This is a genomic window from Pseudomonas sp. GL-RE-26 (genome assembly GCF_019956275.1).
Classification (GTDB): Bacteria; Pseudomonadota; Gammaproteobacteria; order Pseudomonadales; family Pseudomonadaceae; genus Aquipseudomonas; species Aquipseudomonas grandcourensis.
In genome coordinates this window covers 35,385-50,997 of sequence record NZ_JAHBDI010000066.1, presented here as the reverse complement: position 1 = coordinate 50,997, position 15,613 = coordinate 35,385, and the positions used below count along the sequence as shown (strand labels likewise).

The 15,613-nt window shown below is 60.3% G+C and carries 10 protein-coding genes; 8 read left to right on the top strand and 2 right to left on the bottom strand.

The annotated features are described in order from the left end of the window. Positions 1-62: 62 nt before the first annotated feature. On the bottom strand, positions 63-4,958 hold the full coding sequence (locus KGB07_RS25740; protein ID WP_223466945.1) for an NAD-glutamate dehydrogenase: 4,896 nt from the start codon (positions 4,956-4,958) through the stop codon (positions 63-65). A 489-nt stretch (positions 4,959-5,447) separates the two neighbouring features. Here KGB07_RS25740 and KGB07_RS25735 point away from each other — a divergent pair, with 489 nt between their 5' ends. Further along, positions 5,448-6,428, top strand: a complete 981-nt coding sequence (locus KGB07_RS25735) for an IS5 family transposase (protein ID WP_223466943.1) — start codon at positions 5,448-5,450, stop codon at positions 6,426-6,428. Between the two features lie 205 nt (positions 6,429-6,633). Here the strand turns inward: KGB07_RS25735 and KGB07_RS25730 are convergent, their stop codons facing one another. Further along, the gene (locus tag KGB07_RS25730; RefSeq protein WP_223466942.1) at positions 6,634-7,743 is read right to left on the bottom strand and encodes an RHS repeat-associated core domain-containing protein; all 1,110 of its coding nucleotides are present in this window, start codon (positions 7,741-7,743) and stop codon (positions 6,634-6,636) included. A 169-nt stretch (positions 7,744-7,912) separates the two neighbouring features. Here KGB07_RS25730 and KGB07_RS25725 point away from each other — a divergent pair, with 169 nt between their 5' ends. The 7 genes from KGB07_RS25725 (at position 7,913) to KGB07_RS25695 (ending at position 15,393) form a co-directional block, all read left to right on the top strand. Beyond that, positions 7,913-8,266 carry a hypothetical protein gene (locus KGB07_RS25725; protein WP_223466941.1) on the top strand — a complete coding sequence of 118 codons (354 nt, stop codon included), beginning with the start codon at positions 7,913-7,915 and terminating at the stop codon, positions 8,264-8,266. A 269-nt stretch (positions 8,267-8,535) separates the two neighbouring features. After that, the gene (locus tag KGB07_RS25720; protein ID WP_046037167.1) at positions 8,536-9,495 is read left to right on the top strand and encodes an AAA family ATPase; all 960 of its coding nucleotides are present in this window, start codon (positions 8,536-8,538) and stop codon (positions 9,493-9,495) included. A 5-nt stretch (positions 9,496-9,500) separates the two neighbouring features. Next, the gene (locus KGB07_RS25715; protein WP_046037168.1) at positions 9,501-10,445 is read left to right on the top strand and encodes a DUF58 domain-containing protein; all 945 of its coding nucleotides are present in this window, start codon (positions 9,501-9,503) and stop codon (positions 10,443-10,445) included. Then, positions 10,442-10,936, top strand: coding sequence for a DUF4381 domain-containing protein (locus KGB07_RS25710; protein WP_046037169.1), 495 nt, complete (start codon positions 10,442-10,444; stop codon positions 10,934-10,936). The genes KGB07_RS25715 and KGB07_RS25710 overlap by 4 nt, the downstream gene beginning before the upstream one ends. After that, the gene (locus tag KGB07_RS25705) at positions 10,929-12,011 is read left to right on the top strand and encodes a vWA domain-containing protein (RefSeq protein ID WP_223466940.1); all 1,083 of its coding nucleotides are present in this window, start codon (positions 10,929-10,931) and stop codon (positions 12,009-12,011) included. The genes KGB07_RS25710 and KGB07_RS25705 overlap by 8 nt, the downstream gene beginning before the upstream one ends. Continuing rightward, the gene (locus tag KGB07_RS25700) at positions 12,008-13,747 is read left to right on the top strand and encodes a tetratricopeptide repeat protein (RefSeq protein ID WP_046037171.1); all 1,740 of its coding nucleotides are present in this window, start codon (positions 12,008-12,010) and stop codon (positions 13,745-13,747) included. Before KGB07_RS25705 ends, KGB07_RS25700 begins: the two co-directional genes overlap by 4 nt. Continuing rightward, positions 13,744-15,393 carry a BatD family protein gene (locus KGB07_RS25695; protein WP_223466939.1) on the top strand — a complete coding sequence of 550 codons (1,650 nt, stop codon included), beginning with the start codon at positions 13,744-13,746 and terminating at the stop codon, positions 15,391-15,393. The genes KGB07_RS25700 and KGB07_RS25695 overlap by 4 nt, the downstream gene beginning before the upstream one ends. Positions 15,394-15,613: the final 220 nt, after the last annotated feature.

The following is a 15,613-nucleotide window of genomic DNA, read 5'->3' as shown; positions in this document are numbered from 1 at the left end:
ACCTCTTGAACAAAAAAAAGCCCCGCATCTTTCAATGCGGGGCTTTTTCATTCAACGCCTGATCAGGCAGCTGGTTCCAGCTCGACGGCGACAGCGGCAGGCACTACCGATTGACCGCTCAACGCCAGGTCAAGCAGTTCGCGGTTGGCCACCGCGTACATGGCGTAGTCAGTGCCGCTGGCGGCACGGATTTCCACCAGCATGGCACGCCAGCGCTCGATCATGCTTTCGTTCTGCGCCATCCACAGGGAGAGCCGTGCTTCCACGTCCTGGGTGCCGTCGCCCTGTTGCAGGACCGAGATGGTGATCGCGCGTTGCTGCCAGTCGACGTCATCGCGGAACGCTTCACGGGCCAGGGCCTGCCAGTTGTTTTCAACCGGCAGAGCGCTGATCTGCGCCAGGTACCAGGTGATGTCCAGCGCGCTGCCCACGGCGAAGTACGCCTTGGCCACGTCCGCCGGGTCCTGGCCGGTCACGTCGGAGGCCTCGATGATCGGCAACAGGGTGTACAGGTGCGAGGTGCCAGCCACCATGCGCGCCAGCAGCTCCGGAACACCGGCTGCGACGTATGCCTGGTAACGGGCCTGCCAGTTTTCGCGGATCTCGCCACTGAGCAGCTCGTCGAGCTTGAGGCCCAACTCCTTCAGATGCGGACCGAAGTGCGCGACGTCACGGGCAGCGTTCTGCTCGTTGCGACGGGCACGCAGGAACCAGCGCGTAGCGCGACGCCCCAGACGCATCAGCTCATCCATCAGCTCCAGTTGCACGTCGGCGGAGACCTGGTAGTCCAGGTTCTCGATCTGACGGAACCAGTGCGGGAGATGGAAAATGTCACGCACGATCACATAAGCGCCGGCTACGTTCGCCGGGCTCATGCCGGTCGACTCTTTGAGTCGCTGAACGAAAGTGATGCCCATGTGGTTGACCAGATCGTTGGCGATCTGGGTGCTGACGATTTCGCGCTTCAGACGGTGACGACGCATGGCCGCGGAGAACTTGCTCACCAGCGTTGGCGGGAAAGCGGTTTCCATGTCGCGGGTCAGGTAGTCGTCGTCCGGCACCAGGGAGCCCAGCAGTTGCTCCTTGAGGTCGATCTTGCTGTACGAGATCAGCACCGACAGCTCGGCACGGGTCAGGCCATGGCCTGCCGCGATGCGCTCGTTGATTGCATCTTCGGCCGGCAGGAACTCGATGGCGCGATCCAGCTTGCCACGGCCTTCCAGGTCGTTCATCAGGCGCTTGTATTCGGCAATCCGCGGCAAGGCGCGACGGGCTGCCAGGGACAGGGCCTGAGTCTGCTTGTAGTTGTTGCCCAGCACCAGACCACCGACTTCGTCGGTCATGCTCGCCAGCAACTGGTTACGTTGCTTGTCAGTCATGTCGCCGGCCTGAACCACTTCGTTCAGCAGGATCTTGATGTTCACTTCGTGGTCGGAACAGTCAACGCCGCCGGCGTTGTCGATGAAGTCGGTGTTGGAACCACCGCCATTGAGACCGAACTCGACGCGACCCAGTTGGGTCATGCCCAGGTTACCGCCCTCGCCCACGACTTTGCAGCGCAGTTCGTTGCCGTTCACGCGCAGTGCATCGTTGGCCTTGTCGCCGACATCGGCGTGGCTTTCAGTGCTGGCCTTGACGTAAGTACCGATACCGCCGTTCCACAGCAGATCCACCGGTGCCTTGAGCAAGGCGTTCAGCAGTTCGGTCGGGGTCAGCTTGTCGGCCGAGATGTCGAAGCGTTCCTGCATTTGCGGGGAAATCGCAATGCTTTTCGCGCTACGGGAGAAGATGCCGCCACCTTCGGACATCAGGCTGGTGTCGTAGTCCGACCAGGCTGAACGCGGCAGGTCGAACAGGCGCTGACGCTCGGCGAAGCTCGACGCCGGCTCAGGGTTCGGGTCGATGAAGATGTGCAGGTGGTTGAACGCTGCGACCAGTTGCAGCTTGTCGGACATCAGCAAGCCGTTACCGAACACGTCACCGGCCATGTCGCCGACACCCACCACAGTGATGTTGTCTTCCTGGACATTGATGCCGCGCTCGCGGAAGTGGCGCTGTACGCCGACCCACGCGCCCTTGGCGGTGATGCCCATCTTCTTGTGGTCGTAACCGGCCGAACCACCGGACGCAAACGCGTCACCCAGCCAGAAGCCGTACTCGATGGCGATGCCGTTGGCGATGTCGGAGAAGGTCGCAGTGCCCTTGTCCGCGGCCACTACCAGGTACGGGTCATCGTGGTCATGACGCACGACGTTGGCCGGTGGCACCAGGGCGCCGTCTTTCAGGTTGTCGGTGATGTCCAACAGGCCCGAAATGAAGATGCGGTAGCAAGCGATGCCCTCGGCCGCGATCTCGTCACGACTGCCGCCCAGTGGCAGGCGGCGCGGCAGGAAACCGCCCTTCGCACCCACCGGCACGATCACCGAGTTCTTCACTTGCTGGGCTTTTACCAGGCCCAGGACTTCGGTACGGAAGTCTTCTTCACGGTCGGACCAGCGCAGGCCGCCACGAGCCACGTTGCCGAAACGCAGGTGCACACCTTCGACGCGCGGCGAGTAAACGAAGATTTCGAACTTCGGTACCGGCTTCGGCAGTTCAGGGATCAAGTGCGGGTTGAACTTGAAGCTGAAGTACGACTTGTTATGGCCGTTGGCGTCGGTCTGGTAGAAGTTGGTGCGCAGGGTGGCCTTGATCAGGTCCAGGTAGCGACGCAGGATGCGGTCTTCGTTCAGTACCTGGACGTCGTCCAGGGCGCTGAGGATCGCGTGTTCCAGGCGTTGCTGCATGTCGTCCAGATCGTCGCCGGTCAGCTTGCGCGCCAGGTAGAAGCGAGTCTTGAACAACCGGGTCAACTCGCGAGCGATGTCGGTGTGGTTGTTCAGGGTGCTGGCGATGTAGCCCAGATCGAAGCCCAGACGAATCTGCTTCATGTAGCGGGCGTAGGCACGCAGCAGTGCAACGTCGCGCCATGGCAGACCGGCGGTCAGTACCAGACGGTTGAACGCGTCGTTCTCGGCTTCGCCACGCACGATGTGGACAAAGGCGTCCTGCAGCGTGTCGTTGAGTTGCTGGATGTCGAGCTCCAGGCCTTCGGCAGCGGTGAACGCGAAATCGTGAATCCAGAACTCGCGGCCACTGTTGTGGCGCAGGCGATACGGGAACTCACCCAGCACACGCAGGCCGAGGTTTTCCAGGATCGGCAGGACGTCGGACAGCGCCAGCGGGGTGTCAGCGTGGTACAGCTTGCAATGCAGCATGCGCTGGCCGGACACCTGGCCCAGCGGCTGATAGAAGCTCATCACCAGCGGATTTTTTTCGTTGAGGCTCAGCAGGTGCTGCATGTCGACCACAGCCGAGTGGGCTGCGAAACGCTCGCGGTAACCGGCCGGGAAGCCTTTCGGGAAATCGGCCAGCACGTTGGTGCCGTGGGCTTCACCGAAGCTTTCAACGGTCAGCGCGGCGTAGTCGTCCTGCCAGCTGCGGCAGGCCTGCACCACTTCTTTTTCCAGCAGCAGCGGGTCGATGTCGAGGCGGTTTTTCGGGTCGACGCGCAGGATCAGCTGCACGCGGGCCAGCACGGACTCGGAGAAGAAGGTCCAGAACTCGCAGTCCGAGGCTTTCAGGCGATCCATCAGCACTTGCTGGATCTTCTGGCGCACTTCGGTGGAATAGATGTCACGCGGCACGTAGGCCAGGCAGTAGCAGAAACGGCCGTACGGGTCTTTGCGCAGGAACACGCGAATCTTGTTGCGTTCCTGGATCTGCACGATCGACATCACGGTGCTGAACAGCTCGTCCACCGGGGTCTGGAACAGATCGTCGCGCGGCAGCACTTCGAGCACCTGTGCCAGTTCCTTGCCCAAGTGAGCCTTGGCCTGGAAGCCTGAACGGTGTTCGATTTCCTCGACCTTGCGGCGGATGTACGGGATCACCCGCACGCTCTCGCCATACACCGACGAGGTGTACAGGCCCATGAAACGGCATTCCTTGACGACCTTGCCGTCGGCGTCAACTTCACGGATCGACACGAAATCCGGGTAAGCCGGACGGTGGACACGGCTTGGGTGCGAAGCCTTGGCAAACGACAGCAGGGTCGGTTCGCGCAGGTAGTTCACGGCGTAGTCTTCGATGCGCAGGTCATCGTAGGTCAGGCCGGCACGCAGCAGCTTGGTCAGGCCGAGGAAGGAGTCCTTGTCGTAGACGATATGGCCGCCATCGGCTTCATCGCTGACCACGAACTCTTCATAACCGAGGAAGGTGAAGTGGTTGCCCACCAGCCATTCCAGGAAGCTCTTGATTTCGCTCTTCTCGTCGCCATCGACGGCGAACTGGCTGTTGTCCAGCTTGGTCAGGATTTCCTGGACCTTGGCCTTCATCGGCTCGAAATCGCCGACGGCCACACGGACTTCACCGAGCACCTGCTCCAGCTCTTTGCTCAGCACATTGAGCTCGGCGGTGTTGGCGCAGCGGTCGATTTCCAGGTACATCAGCGACTCTTGCAGAATGTCGTCGCCCTGGGAGCCTTTAGGCAGGATTTCCAGCAACTCGCCCTTGCTGCCACGACGAACGCTCAGCACGGTGGTTTGCAGGGTATGGATGCTATAGCCGCGGCGGTTCAGCTCGGTACGCACCGAGTCCACCAGGAAAGGCAAGTCGTGGTGCAGCACTTCGACCGCGGTGTGGGTCGACTGCCAGCCGTGGCGTTCGTAATCGGGGTTGTAGACGCGCACTTGCGGCTGCGCGTGATCAAAGCGCTCAAGCAAGCGCCATGCAGAAAGGGTGCAGCCAGCGAGGTCGGACAACCGACGCTGGGTCAGCTCGTCAAGGGAAATGATGCCGAAGAATTGTTCAGCGAACAGCGCCACTTGTGGCAGTGCCTGTTCACTGATGTGCTGCGCCAGTGCCGCTTGCAGTTGGTGCTGGAAGTCGGCTTTGCTGGCTGCGGTGAAGAACGCCATCTGTGGTACTCCGCTTGGGCTTGTTATTGATGGAAGCGTCGCGTGCAAAACCCCTGTTCGGGGCTACCCGTCACCCCGTTCCTGATTCTCGGGCAGAGGAAACAGGGTGACAGGTGGGTGAAGCTGGACGGGACACTCGGGTCACATTCACCTTCCGTGAATGGGCATCTGCAAAAACGACTGGACTGCGTGCAGCGCAATGTCTTTACGGGTGCTCATCCGTTGCGCAGCTTAACCAGTGCGGCAAGGCCCGTGCTTGCGATGCTGCGACATATTCGGTCAACGGTACGCAGTTCAAGGCATGCGCATCGAACAACACTAGCAGTCGCTCGAAAAATTTGGCGATTTTTGTCCGTCTTATGGCACGGATGTGCCAGAAATCCAGACCTGGGTTTATACAGTTCTTGGGCTGGCGAATTCTTAGGGAAATTCTGAAGAAGACTTCCTGATTTTGGCAAAATACCAGGACTCCACCCGCCGAGTTTTCCGATGAAACAGATGACCTTCGCTGACGCCGAGTACGCAGGCAAGCGTAAGCAGACCCGCAAAGAGTTGTTCTTGATCGAGATGGATCAGGTGGTGCCGTGGAACGGCTTGATCAAACTGATCGAGCCGTTCCACCCGAAGGGTGAAGGCGGTCGTCCGGCTTATCCGTTGATGACGATGCTGCGTGTACATTTGATGCAGAATTGGTTCGGTTACAGCGATCCAGCGATGGAGGAAGCGCTGTACGAGACCACCATCCTGCGGCAGTTCGCCGGGCTGAATCTGGAGCGTATTCCCGACGAAACCACCATCCTCAACTTCCGCCGACTGCTGGAGAAACACGAGCTAGCTGCCGGCATCCTGGCCGTGATCAATGGCTATTTGGGTGACCGAGGGTTGTCGTTGCGCCAAGGCACCATTGTCGATGCCACGCTGATCAATGCGCCCAGCTCGACCAAGAACAAGGACGGTAAACGCGATCCAGAAATGCACCAAACCAAGAAGGGCAACCAGTACTATTTCGGCATGAAAGCGCACATCGGTGTGGATGACGAGTCAGGTCTGGTGCACAGCGTGGTGGGCACAGCCGCCAACGTGGCGGATGTCACTCAGGTCGACAAACTGCTACACGGTGCGGAGAACGTGGTCTGCGCCGATGCCGGTTATACCGGCGTCGAGAAACGTACCGAGCATGATGGGCGCGAGGTGATCTGGCAGATCGCGGCACGCCGCAGTACTTACAAGAAGCTGGGTAAGCGTAGCGCTCTATACAAAGCCAAGCGCAAGATCGAGAAGGCCAAGGCCCAGGTACGCGCCAAAGTCGAGCACCCGTTTCGGGTGGTCAAGCGCCAGTTCGGTTTTGTGAAAACGCGCTTCCGTGGCCTGGCCAAAAACACCGCGCAACTGGTGACGCTATTCGCTCTGTCGAATCTGTGGATGGCACGCCGACATTTACTGACCAGTACAGGAGAGGTGCGCCTGTAATGTGGGAAATGACCGTTGCGAGGTGCTCGCGGCGGCTAAAAGCTCAGAAATAAGCGGATGATCTGATCGTTTTGGTCGATTCGCCGTTTTCAAAATCAGCGGAGGCTGAAGTCAGCCAGAAAAGCGTGACTACTTCAGACCTTCCTTAGCGGGAGCTGCATCAACATCCCACGACTCGACGACGATCCGAGTTGCATCGTTAAAATCATTTAGTTCGAAGATTTTGTTTGTGTTTTGTAGGTTGAAAGCTGACGGGATCGTAAACCACATCAAACAATTTAGATGGCTTGGATTCAGGGTTCTTATCGATTCTGAAATACTCGATACGGGCAGAGGTCTCACCGACTTTTAATTGATGAATCCGAGACGTGACCCCTCCCCCTAAAAACGTCCCCTTATAGGCTTTTACGGGGAGCCCTGAATAGTCAGAGAACAGTTGGCCGAATGGTGCTGCCGACGGATTCAGTTCATGTATAAACCCGTTGCCTGAATGACAGGTCAACAGGCGAGCACTATCAAACGACTCAAACTGAAAACCGGTACTTTTTATATGATCAGAAAGGCCTTTGGGACCTAAGAGGATGTTTTTCTCCTTCAGAACTCCTCCTATTTCTGCCCCGTGACCATAGATATTGAGCCTAGGGCCACCCTTGTATCTATCTACAAAAACAACCAACCCTTCGGAAATCCTTGTGAAATTTTTTACCGGCTTTACATGTTCACCGGATACAAACGATAGATATCGGGCTTTAACTTTAGTGAATGCAGTCGCGACCGCTGAAAAAAAATGCCCCGTAGAATCGTTCCTATTAACCGGATCTCCTGCGCAATACGCATACGCATTCAACCCGCCTTTATCAAAAGGGCTTAAATTATCTGGACTGTTAAATCGCATCAGTACAGGGTTAAAAGATCGATAGCCATTTCCCAACAAATAATGCCCGGTCACTGGATCCAGTTTTTGACCATTGAAACCCAATAAACTGAGCAATCCATTTGCGGAGGAGCGATGACCGTAGGGCGAGTAGGCGGTGGTTTGCTGTAAGCTCGCTTGAAGCGCATTAAAGACAGAGCGCTGCAGATCGGTGGCCAGTAACGTGCTAGAGATGTCACTGCTCTGACGTTGTTGCTGCGCCAACAGTTGATCGCCGTGCTGAACAATCGAAAGTCGCTCACTCCCTTCTATTTCGGTGACCAGACGGCTGTCGCAGTAGAAGCGCTGACACTCTGGATTATTCAGTTCAACATGACTGGCCAAGCGATCCAGTGCGTCGTATCGATAATGGATCAAATGCGTTTTCCACGTATTGGACATGGCGAGCCTCCGAAACCGGGATCAGCAAACGCCCACTACTGTCGATCGTTGTGACGAAAACAACAACTAGCAGAACTGCTAGGTTTAACTCAGTCCAGCAAAATTTCGTCGAGACTGGCAAAATCACGTTTCGCCCGCCAACTCCGCTCCCAGCGCCAGGACTTCTCATATGCAAATGACCACCGCCCTCTTGATCGTCAACCCTTGCGACGACGAAGAAGACAACATGGCCATGCTCTGCTGCCATAGCGACCAGGGCGAAATGTTCCTGATGAGCCGCTACCCGGATGAAGACGAGCTGGAAATCACCCTCGACGGCGAACCCTCGACCCTGGACGGTGTGAAAGTCACCCTGAGCCCTTCCCTGCTGAAGATCGAAATTGCGGCGGCGGATGCCGATGCGCTGAATGGGGATGATGTGCTGGAGATCACTTTTGATCCGGACATGGTGGATCTGGCCGAAGTGGAAGAAACCTTGCAGAACATTCTGAAAGGCACTGGCACCTTTATCAGCCAGATTTGAGATGGTTGATCGGCCCTCATCGCGAGCAGGCTCACTCCTACAATTGATCGTCGTACCCCGTCAATGTAGGAGCGAGCCTGCTCGCGATGGGGCCAGCAAAGCTACCCAATCACACCCCCGCTATAAAAAACCGCCAATTGCCCCAATCATTTCCCGCACTTTGCGCAAAATGCCGTTAGTCGGCGGCGCCCGCGATGGATTAAAGTAACGCCCCCAGCCCTGGCGTATTTCAAACGTTCTCGGCCACCCTTTTGCAGGAACAGTCATCGATGGAACATCGTGAAGCGCTGCTGGCGCTGCGAACCTTTCTTTCAACGCAGATTCTCGGCCAGGAAAAACTCATCGAGCGGTTGCTCATCGCCCTGCTCGCCGACGGCCACATGCTGGTCGAGGGGGCTCCTGGCCTGGCCAAGACCAAGGCCATCAAAGAACTTGCCGAAGGCATCGAGGCCCAGTTCCACCGCATCCAGTTCACCCCCGACCTGTTGCCGGCCGACATTACCGGTACGGAAATCTACCGCCCGGAAACCGGCAGTTTCGTGTTCCAGCAAGGTCCGATCTTCCACAACCTGGTACTGGCGGACGAAATCAACCGCGCCCCGGCCAAGGTCCAGTCGGCCTTGCTCGAAGCCATGGGCGAGCGGCAAGTCAGTGTCGGGCGCAGCACCTATGAGCTGTCGCCGCTGTTCCTGGTGATGGCCACGCAAAACCCCATCGAGCAGGAAGGTACCTATCCGCTGCCGGAAGCCCAACTCGACCGGTTCCTGATGCACGTGAAAATCGGCTTTCCCGATGCCACCGTTGAGCGCCGGATTCTGCAGCAAGCCCGTGGAGAAGCCCTGAACGGTGAAACGAAGCCTGAGCGTCGGGTGACTCAACAGACGATATTTGTCGCACGCAAGGAAATCCTCGGTCTGTACATGGCCGACGCCGTGGAGGAATACCTGGTGCAACTGGTCATGGCCACCCGCACCCCGGCCAAGTTCGATCCGGAGATGGCCGAGTGGATCGCCTACGGCGCCAGCCCGCGTGGCTCGATTGCCTTGGACCGCTGCGCCCGCGCCCACGCCTGGCTGGCCGGGCGTGATTTCGTCAGCCCGGAAGATATCCAGGCCGTGCTGTTCGACGTGCTGCGCCATCGCATCATTCTTTCCTTTGAAGCCGAAGCCGCTGGCATCGATCAGGACCGTGTGGTCCAGCGGATTCTCGACGTCGTAGCCGTCGCTTGACCCTGATGAACGCCAGCCTGCCGCCCGAACCGGGCATCCGTGTCAGCCTCGCCGACCTGATCGAGATGCGCCATCGCGTGCGCGAAGTACAGCTGTTTTCCACGCCGAGCCAACGCAGCCCGCTGATCGGCCTGCACCATTCCAAATTGCGCGGGCGTGGCGTCGACTTCGATCAGGTGCGGGTCTATCAGGCCGGCGACGATGTGCGCACCATTGACTGGCGTGTCACCGCGCGCACCCAGGAGCCTCACACCAAGCTGTTCCACGAAGAACGTGAGCGGCCGATTTTCATCATGGTCGAACAAAGCCGCCGGCTGTTTTTCGGCTCGGGCCTGATGTTCAAGTCGGTGCTCGCCGCCCAGGCCGCGAGCCTGATCGGTTGGGCAGCCCTGGGGCACAACGACCGGGTCGGCGGCCTGGTGTATGGCGACAATGTGCACTACGAAATCAAGCCTCGGCGCAGCAAGCAAAGCCTGCTGCAGTTACTCAACCGGCTGGTGCGGGTCAACCAGTCGCTGACCACCGAAGGCGAGCCGGACCGCGACGCCTTTGGCATTGCCTTGCGCCGAGCGCGGGAAGTGTCACGTCCGGGCAGCCTTGTCATTGTGATTTGCGATGAACGCGCGCTATCGGAAAGCGCCGAGCAACAGTTGAGCCTGTTGTCGCGCCATTGCGACCTGTTGCTGCTGCCGGTGTCCGATCCGCTGGATCATGCCCTGCCCGCTGCTGGCCTTTTACGTTTCGCCGAGCGTGGAGCGAAATTGGAACTCGATACGCTGAATTTCGACCTGCGCCAGGCTTACCGGGCCCAGGCCGAGGCACGCATCGCGCGCTGGGAGTTGCTCGCGCAGAAACTGCGGGTGCTGATGATGCCGTTGAGCACCCAGAGCGAGATGGTAGAGCAATTGCGCGAATACCTGAACCCACAGAAACCGGGGAAAGGTCGATGAGCGGCATTGATCAACTGCAACCACTGATATCTCCGCCACCGGTGGAATTCTGGCCTCCGGCACCGGGCTGGTGGTTGCTGGTTCTGTTGGTGCCACTGATCGGTTTGGGCCTGTGGAAGCTGCGGCGCTTCATTCCACGCAAACGCCCCGTGGTACGTGCGGAACAGCCGCTTGACCCGGTGCGACTGGCCGCACTGGCCGAATTGGCAATGATGCCCAAACCCTACGACGGCGCGCCGGCCGGTGCCTGGCTGCAGCAACTCAACGGCTTGCTCAAGCGCCTGTGCCGCAACCATTACCCCTACAGCCAGAGCCATACCCTCAACGGTCGCAAGTGGCTGGCGTTCCTCGACAACCGCTGTCCGGCCGCCGGGCTGACCCGCTGGATGGTGCTGGTCGAAGGCGCCTACAAACCCGAATGCAAACTCGACGACAAGGCCATCGCCGGCCTGACCCAGGCCGTCGACACATGGATTCGCAAGCATGTTTGAGTTCGCCTGGCCGTGGATTTTTGCCCTTCTGCCGCTGCCGTGGCTGATGCGCATCGTATTGCCGGTGGCCGACAGTGGTGAACCGGCACTCAAGGTCAGTTTCCTCAGCGATCTGGAAGGCCTCGCCGGGCGTCGCGCCCGGGCCAACCTGCCGGCATGGCGCCAGCAGGCACCCTTCATACTGCTATGGCTGTTGCTGCTGGTCGCGGCGGCGCGCCCGCAGTGGCTCGGCGAACCCTTGCCGATTGCCGCCAGTGGCCGCGACTTGCTGGTGGCGGTGGACGTTTCCGGCTCCATGGACTTCCCTGACATGCAGTGGCAGGACGAAGATGTCAGCCGGCTGGCGTTGGTCCAGCACCTGCTCGGCGATTTCCTCGAAAGCCGCGAAGGTGACCGGGTCGGCCTGATCCTGTTCGGTAGCCAGGCCTACCTGCAAGCCCCGCTGACCTTCGACCGCCACACCGTGCGCGTCTGGCTCGACGAAGCGCGCATCGGTATTGCCGGCAAAAACACCGCCATCGGCGATGCCATCGGCCTGGCCCTCAAGCGCCTGCGCTTGCGTCCGGCAACAAGCCGCGTGCTGATTCTGGTCACCGACGGCGCCAACAATGGCGGTGAGATCGACCCGCTCACCGCTGCACGGCTGGCGGCCAAGGAAGGCGTGAAAATCTACCCGATCGGCATCGGCGCCGATCCGGAGCAAAGTGGCACGGTCGGCTTTCTCGGCCTCAATCCGAGCCTGGACCTCGACGAACCGTCCCTCAAAGCCATCGCCGAAGCCACCGGCGGCCAATATTTCCGCGCCCACGATGGCAAGGAACTGCAATCGATCAAGGACACCCTTGACCAACTGGAGCCCGTGGCCCAGCAACCGACGCAGGCCCGCCCGGTCCAAGCGCTGTACCACTGGCCACTGGCCCTGGCGCTGTGGTTGAGCATGCTGCTGCTGGCCCCCGTACTCTGGCCGGACAACCCGTTGCAGCGTCTGTTTACCAAGGATCTGTTTTTGCAAACGCAATTGCTGCCCGACTGGCGCCAGCGCCTCAAACGCCTGCGTCTGCGGAGACGCCGATGAGCGCGCTGTGGCCTTACTGGTTCCGCCCCTGGTGGCTGTTGTTGCTGCCGGTGCTTGGCTGGCTGCTCTGGCAACTCTGGCACCGCAAGAAGCGCGCCGGGCGCTGGCAGATGATCCTGCCTCCAGCCTTTCATACGGCACTGCTCAGCGGTGGCAGTGGTCGCGACAGTAAATTGCCCTGGATCGCCCTCGGCCTCGCTTGGCTGTTGACCGTGCTCGCCCTGCTGGGACCGAGCTGGCAGCGTGTCGAGCAGACCAGTCAAAAGCCCGCCGACCCGCTGGTGGTGATACTTGAGCTGACCCCGGAAATGCTCGCCACCGACGTCACGCCCAACCGACTGGAACAGGCACGACGCAAGCTGCTTGATCTGCTGCAGATTCGCAGCGACGCGCAAACCGCCATCGTCGTCTACGCCGGCAGTGCCCACACGCTGGTACCGCTATCAGATGATCTTTCCACCAGCCGCAATCTGTTGGATGCACTGAAACCGTCGTTGATGCCAGAGGCCGGTCACCGCGCCGATCTGGCGGTGCTCAAGGCCCTGGTGTTGCTCGAACAGGCTGCTTTGGGCGACGGCCGGATCCTGCTGATTGGTTCGTCCCTGACCGACCAGGAGCGGCTTGGCATTCGTCGCGCGCTGAGCGGCAAATCGACTCAATTCCTGATGCTCGGCATCGGCACCGCCGAAGGCTCGCCCATCACCCAGGAAGATGGCAGCTTCCTCAAGGATGAACAAGGCGCCATTCTCGTGCCGCGCCTCGACGAGCCTGGTTTGAAAAGTTTTGCCAACGACCTGGATGGCCACTATCGCCAGGCGCGCCTGGACGATAGCGACCTGCACGCCCTTGGCCTGCTCGACGGTCCACGCAACTTGCGCAACGACGGTCAGACCTTGCGCCTGGACACCTGGGCCGATCAGGGTTACTGGCTGCTGCTGCCACTGTTACTGCTCGCGGCCTGCGCGGGACGTCGCGGTTGGCTGCTATGCCTGCCGCTGCTATTGGCGCTGCCTCAACCGAGCTACGCCTTCGACCTCGCAGACCTATGGCTGCGCCCTGATCAACAAGGCGTGCATTTACTCAAGCAGAAGCGCCCTGCGGAGGCCTCCCGACGCTTCGAAAACCACCAGTGGCAAGGCGTGGCGCTCTATGAGGCCGGCGACTACGCAGGCGCCGCCGAGCGGTTTGCCGAAGGCGACGACGCCCACGCCCACTACAATCGAGGCAATGCCCTGGCAAAAAGCGGTGAGCTGGAGGCAGCCCTGGACGCTTACGAACAGGCTCTGGAACGTCAACCGGATTTGCGTCCGGCACTGACCAACAAAGCGCTGGTCGAACGTCTGCTCAAGGAGAAAAATACGCCACCCGCTCCCGAGCCAGACGAAGCCGACAACGCCCGGCCCGAAACCGAATCCCAGGAGCCACCGCCCGGTGCCGCCGCCCAGCCCTCGAGCAGCGGCGAACCGAAAACCGAAGGGCAACCGCCTCGCCCGGGTGAGGAACAATCGCCCACCACACGGCCGAAACCGGGGACCAACGAGGTACCAGGCAGCGAACTGGGTGACGAACAACACACCACACCGCCCTTGCGCCCGGCCACCGACAGCATCGAAGGTGAACAGCGCCAGGCACTGGAGCAGTGGCTGCGGCAGATCCCGGATGACCCCGGTGAACTGCTCAGGCGCAAATTCTGGTACGAACAGCAACAACATCAGGATCAGGAAGAAACTCGATGACCCGCTTCACCGTATTATTGCTCGCGCTGCTGCATGGCCTGTTGTTCTGCACGGTTCAGGCACAGGCAGCAGAACTGGTCGCCAGTGTTGATCGCAGTCGCCTGAGCTCGGGCGAGACGGTCGAGCTCACCCTGGAATCCAGCGATGTCACTCAGTTCGGCAAACCTGACCTGACAGCGCTGGAGCCCTTGTTCGAAGTGCGCGGCACACGCCAGGTCAACCAGTTGAACACCCTGAGCGGTGAAAACCAGGCCACCACCCGCTGGATCGTCACCCTTCTGCCCCGGCAAAACGGCAGCGTGGTGATTCCGTCACTGCAACTGGGCGAACTGCAGAGCCAGCCGATCACCCTGCAAGTGGTCGAGAGCGAAACACCGGACAACCCGAACAAGCGGGCCGCAGTGTTCATTGATGCCAGCCTCGATCAAACCAGCGTGTACGTACAGGCTCAGGCGGTCCTGACCCTGCGCATCTACCATTCGGTGTCGCTGTACGACGACAGCAGCCTGCCACCCTTGCAGATACCTGACGCACGCATCGAACAATTGGGCGACTCACGCACCTACGAAAAGGACATCGACGGCCTGCGCCATGGCGTGATCGAAATGCGCTACGCGATCTACCCGCAACACAGCGGCGAACTGATCATTCCGGCGCAGGTTTTCAACGCCGCGCTGGTCGACCCGCAACCCGTACAGGACGCCGCCCAGGGGCCGAAAGCCGGCAAGCTGATGCGCGTCACCTCGGCCGAACTGCTGTTGACGGTCAAGGCCAAGCCCATCACTTATCCAGCCGATGCCCCCTGGCTGCCTGCACGCAGCCTGACCCTGAGCGAAAGCTGGAACCCGGAGCCGGATCACTCCCAGGTCGGCGATTCACTGACCCGCAGCCTGACGGTGAACGCCGAAGGCTTGTCCAGCACTCAACTGCCACCGCTGCCCGGCACCGATGTCGGCGGCCTGCGTCGCTACCCGGATCAACCGGTACTCGGTAACCAGAACAGCGAACGCGGCCTGGTCGGCAGCCGTGAAGACCGCGAAGCCCTGGTGCCGACACGGACCGGCGCCATCGAATTGCCTACTGTCGACGTGATCTGGTGGAACACCTTCGAGGACCATCTGGAACACAGCAGCCTGCCCGCTCGCACGCTGCACGTGGCGGCCAATCCGAGCCTGGTGGTCGACACCCCGTCCGGCGCCTCACCGATCGATGCCAATGCCGACAGCGAAGCACTCTGGCGCTGGAAGATCAGCACCTTGATTCTGGCCTGCACCACCCTGCTCGGCTTCGGCCTCTGGTGGCGTGGCCGCTGGCAACCGGCGGTGGCGCGTGTCGCTCAAACCGGCCCCAGCCCGCGCACCGTGCTCGACGACCTCAAGCGCGCCTGCCAGGCCAACGACTCCCACGCCACCCGCCAGGCCCTCGACGCCTGGGCCCGCCAGCAGCCGGAGACCCTGGCCGACATGGCCGCCCGCTTCGTGCCACTGTCCAACGCTCTCGACGGCCTGAACGGCGCGCTGTACAGCGAAACCGGCCAGCACTGGCAAGGTGACGAGTTGTGGCGCGCGATCAAGGCGATCCCGATGGCCGAACGGGTCCAGGACCCGGTTGGTGACAGTGGGCTGCCGCCGCTTTATCCCAAGTAAACACCGACCTAGAGACAAAGATGCATTTGTGGCGAGGGGGCTTGCCCCCGTTGGGCCGCGAAGCGGTCCCCTAATTCCTTCAGGCATACCGAGCTGTCAGGATTTACGGCCGCTTCGCAACCGAACGGGGGCAAGCCCCCTCGCCACAGGCAAGCTCCCTCGCCACAAAACATTCCATCGCGCGATCGGCCATTTAAACCAGTAAACTCTCTCCCCTTTC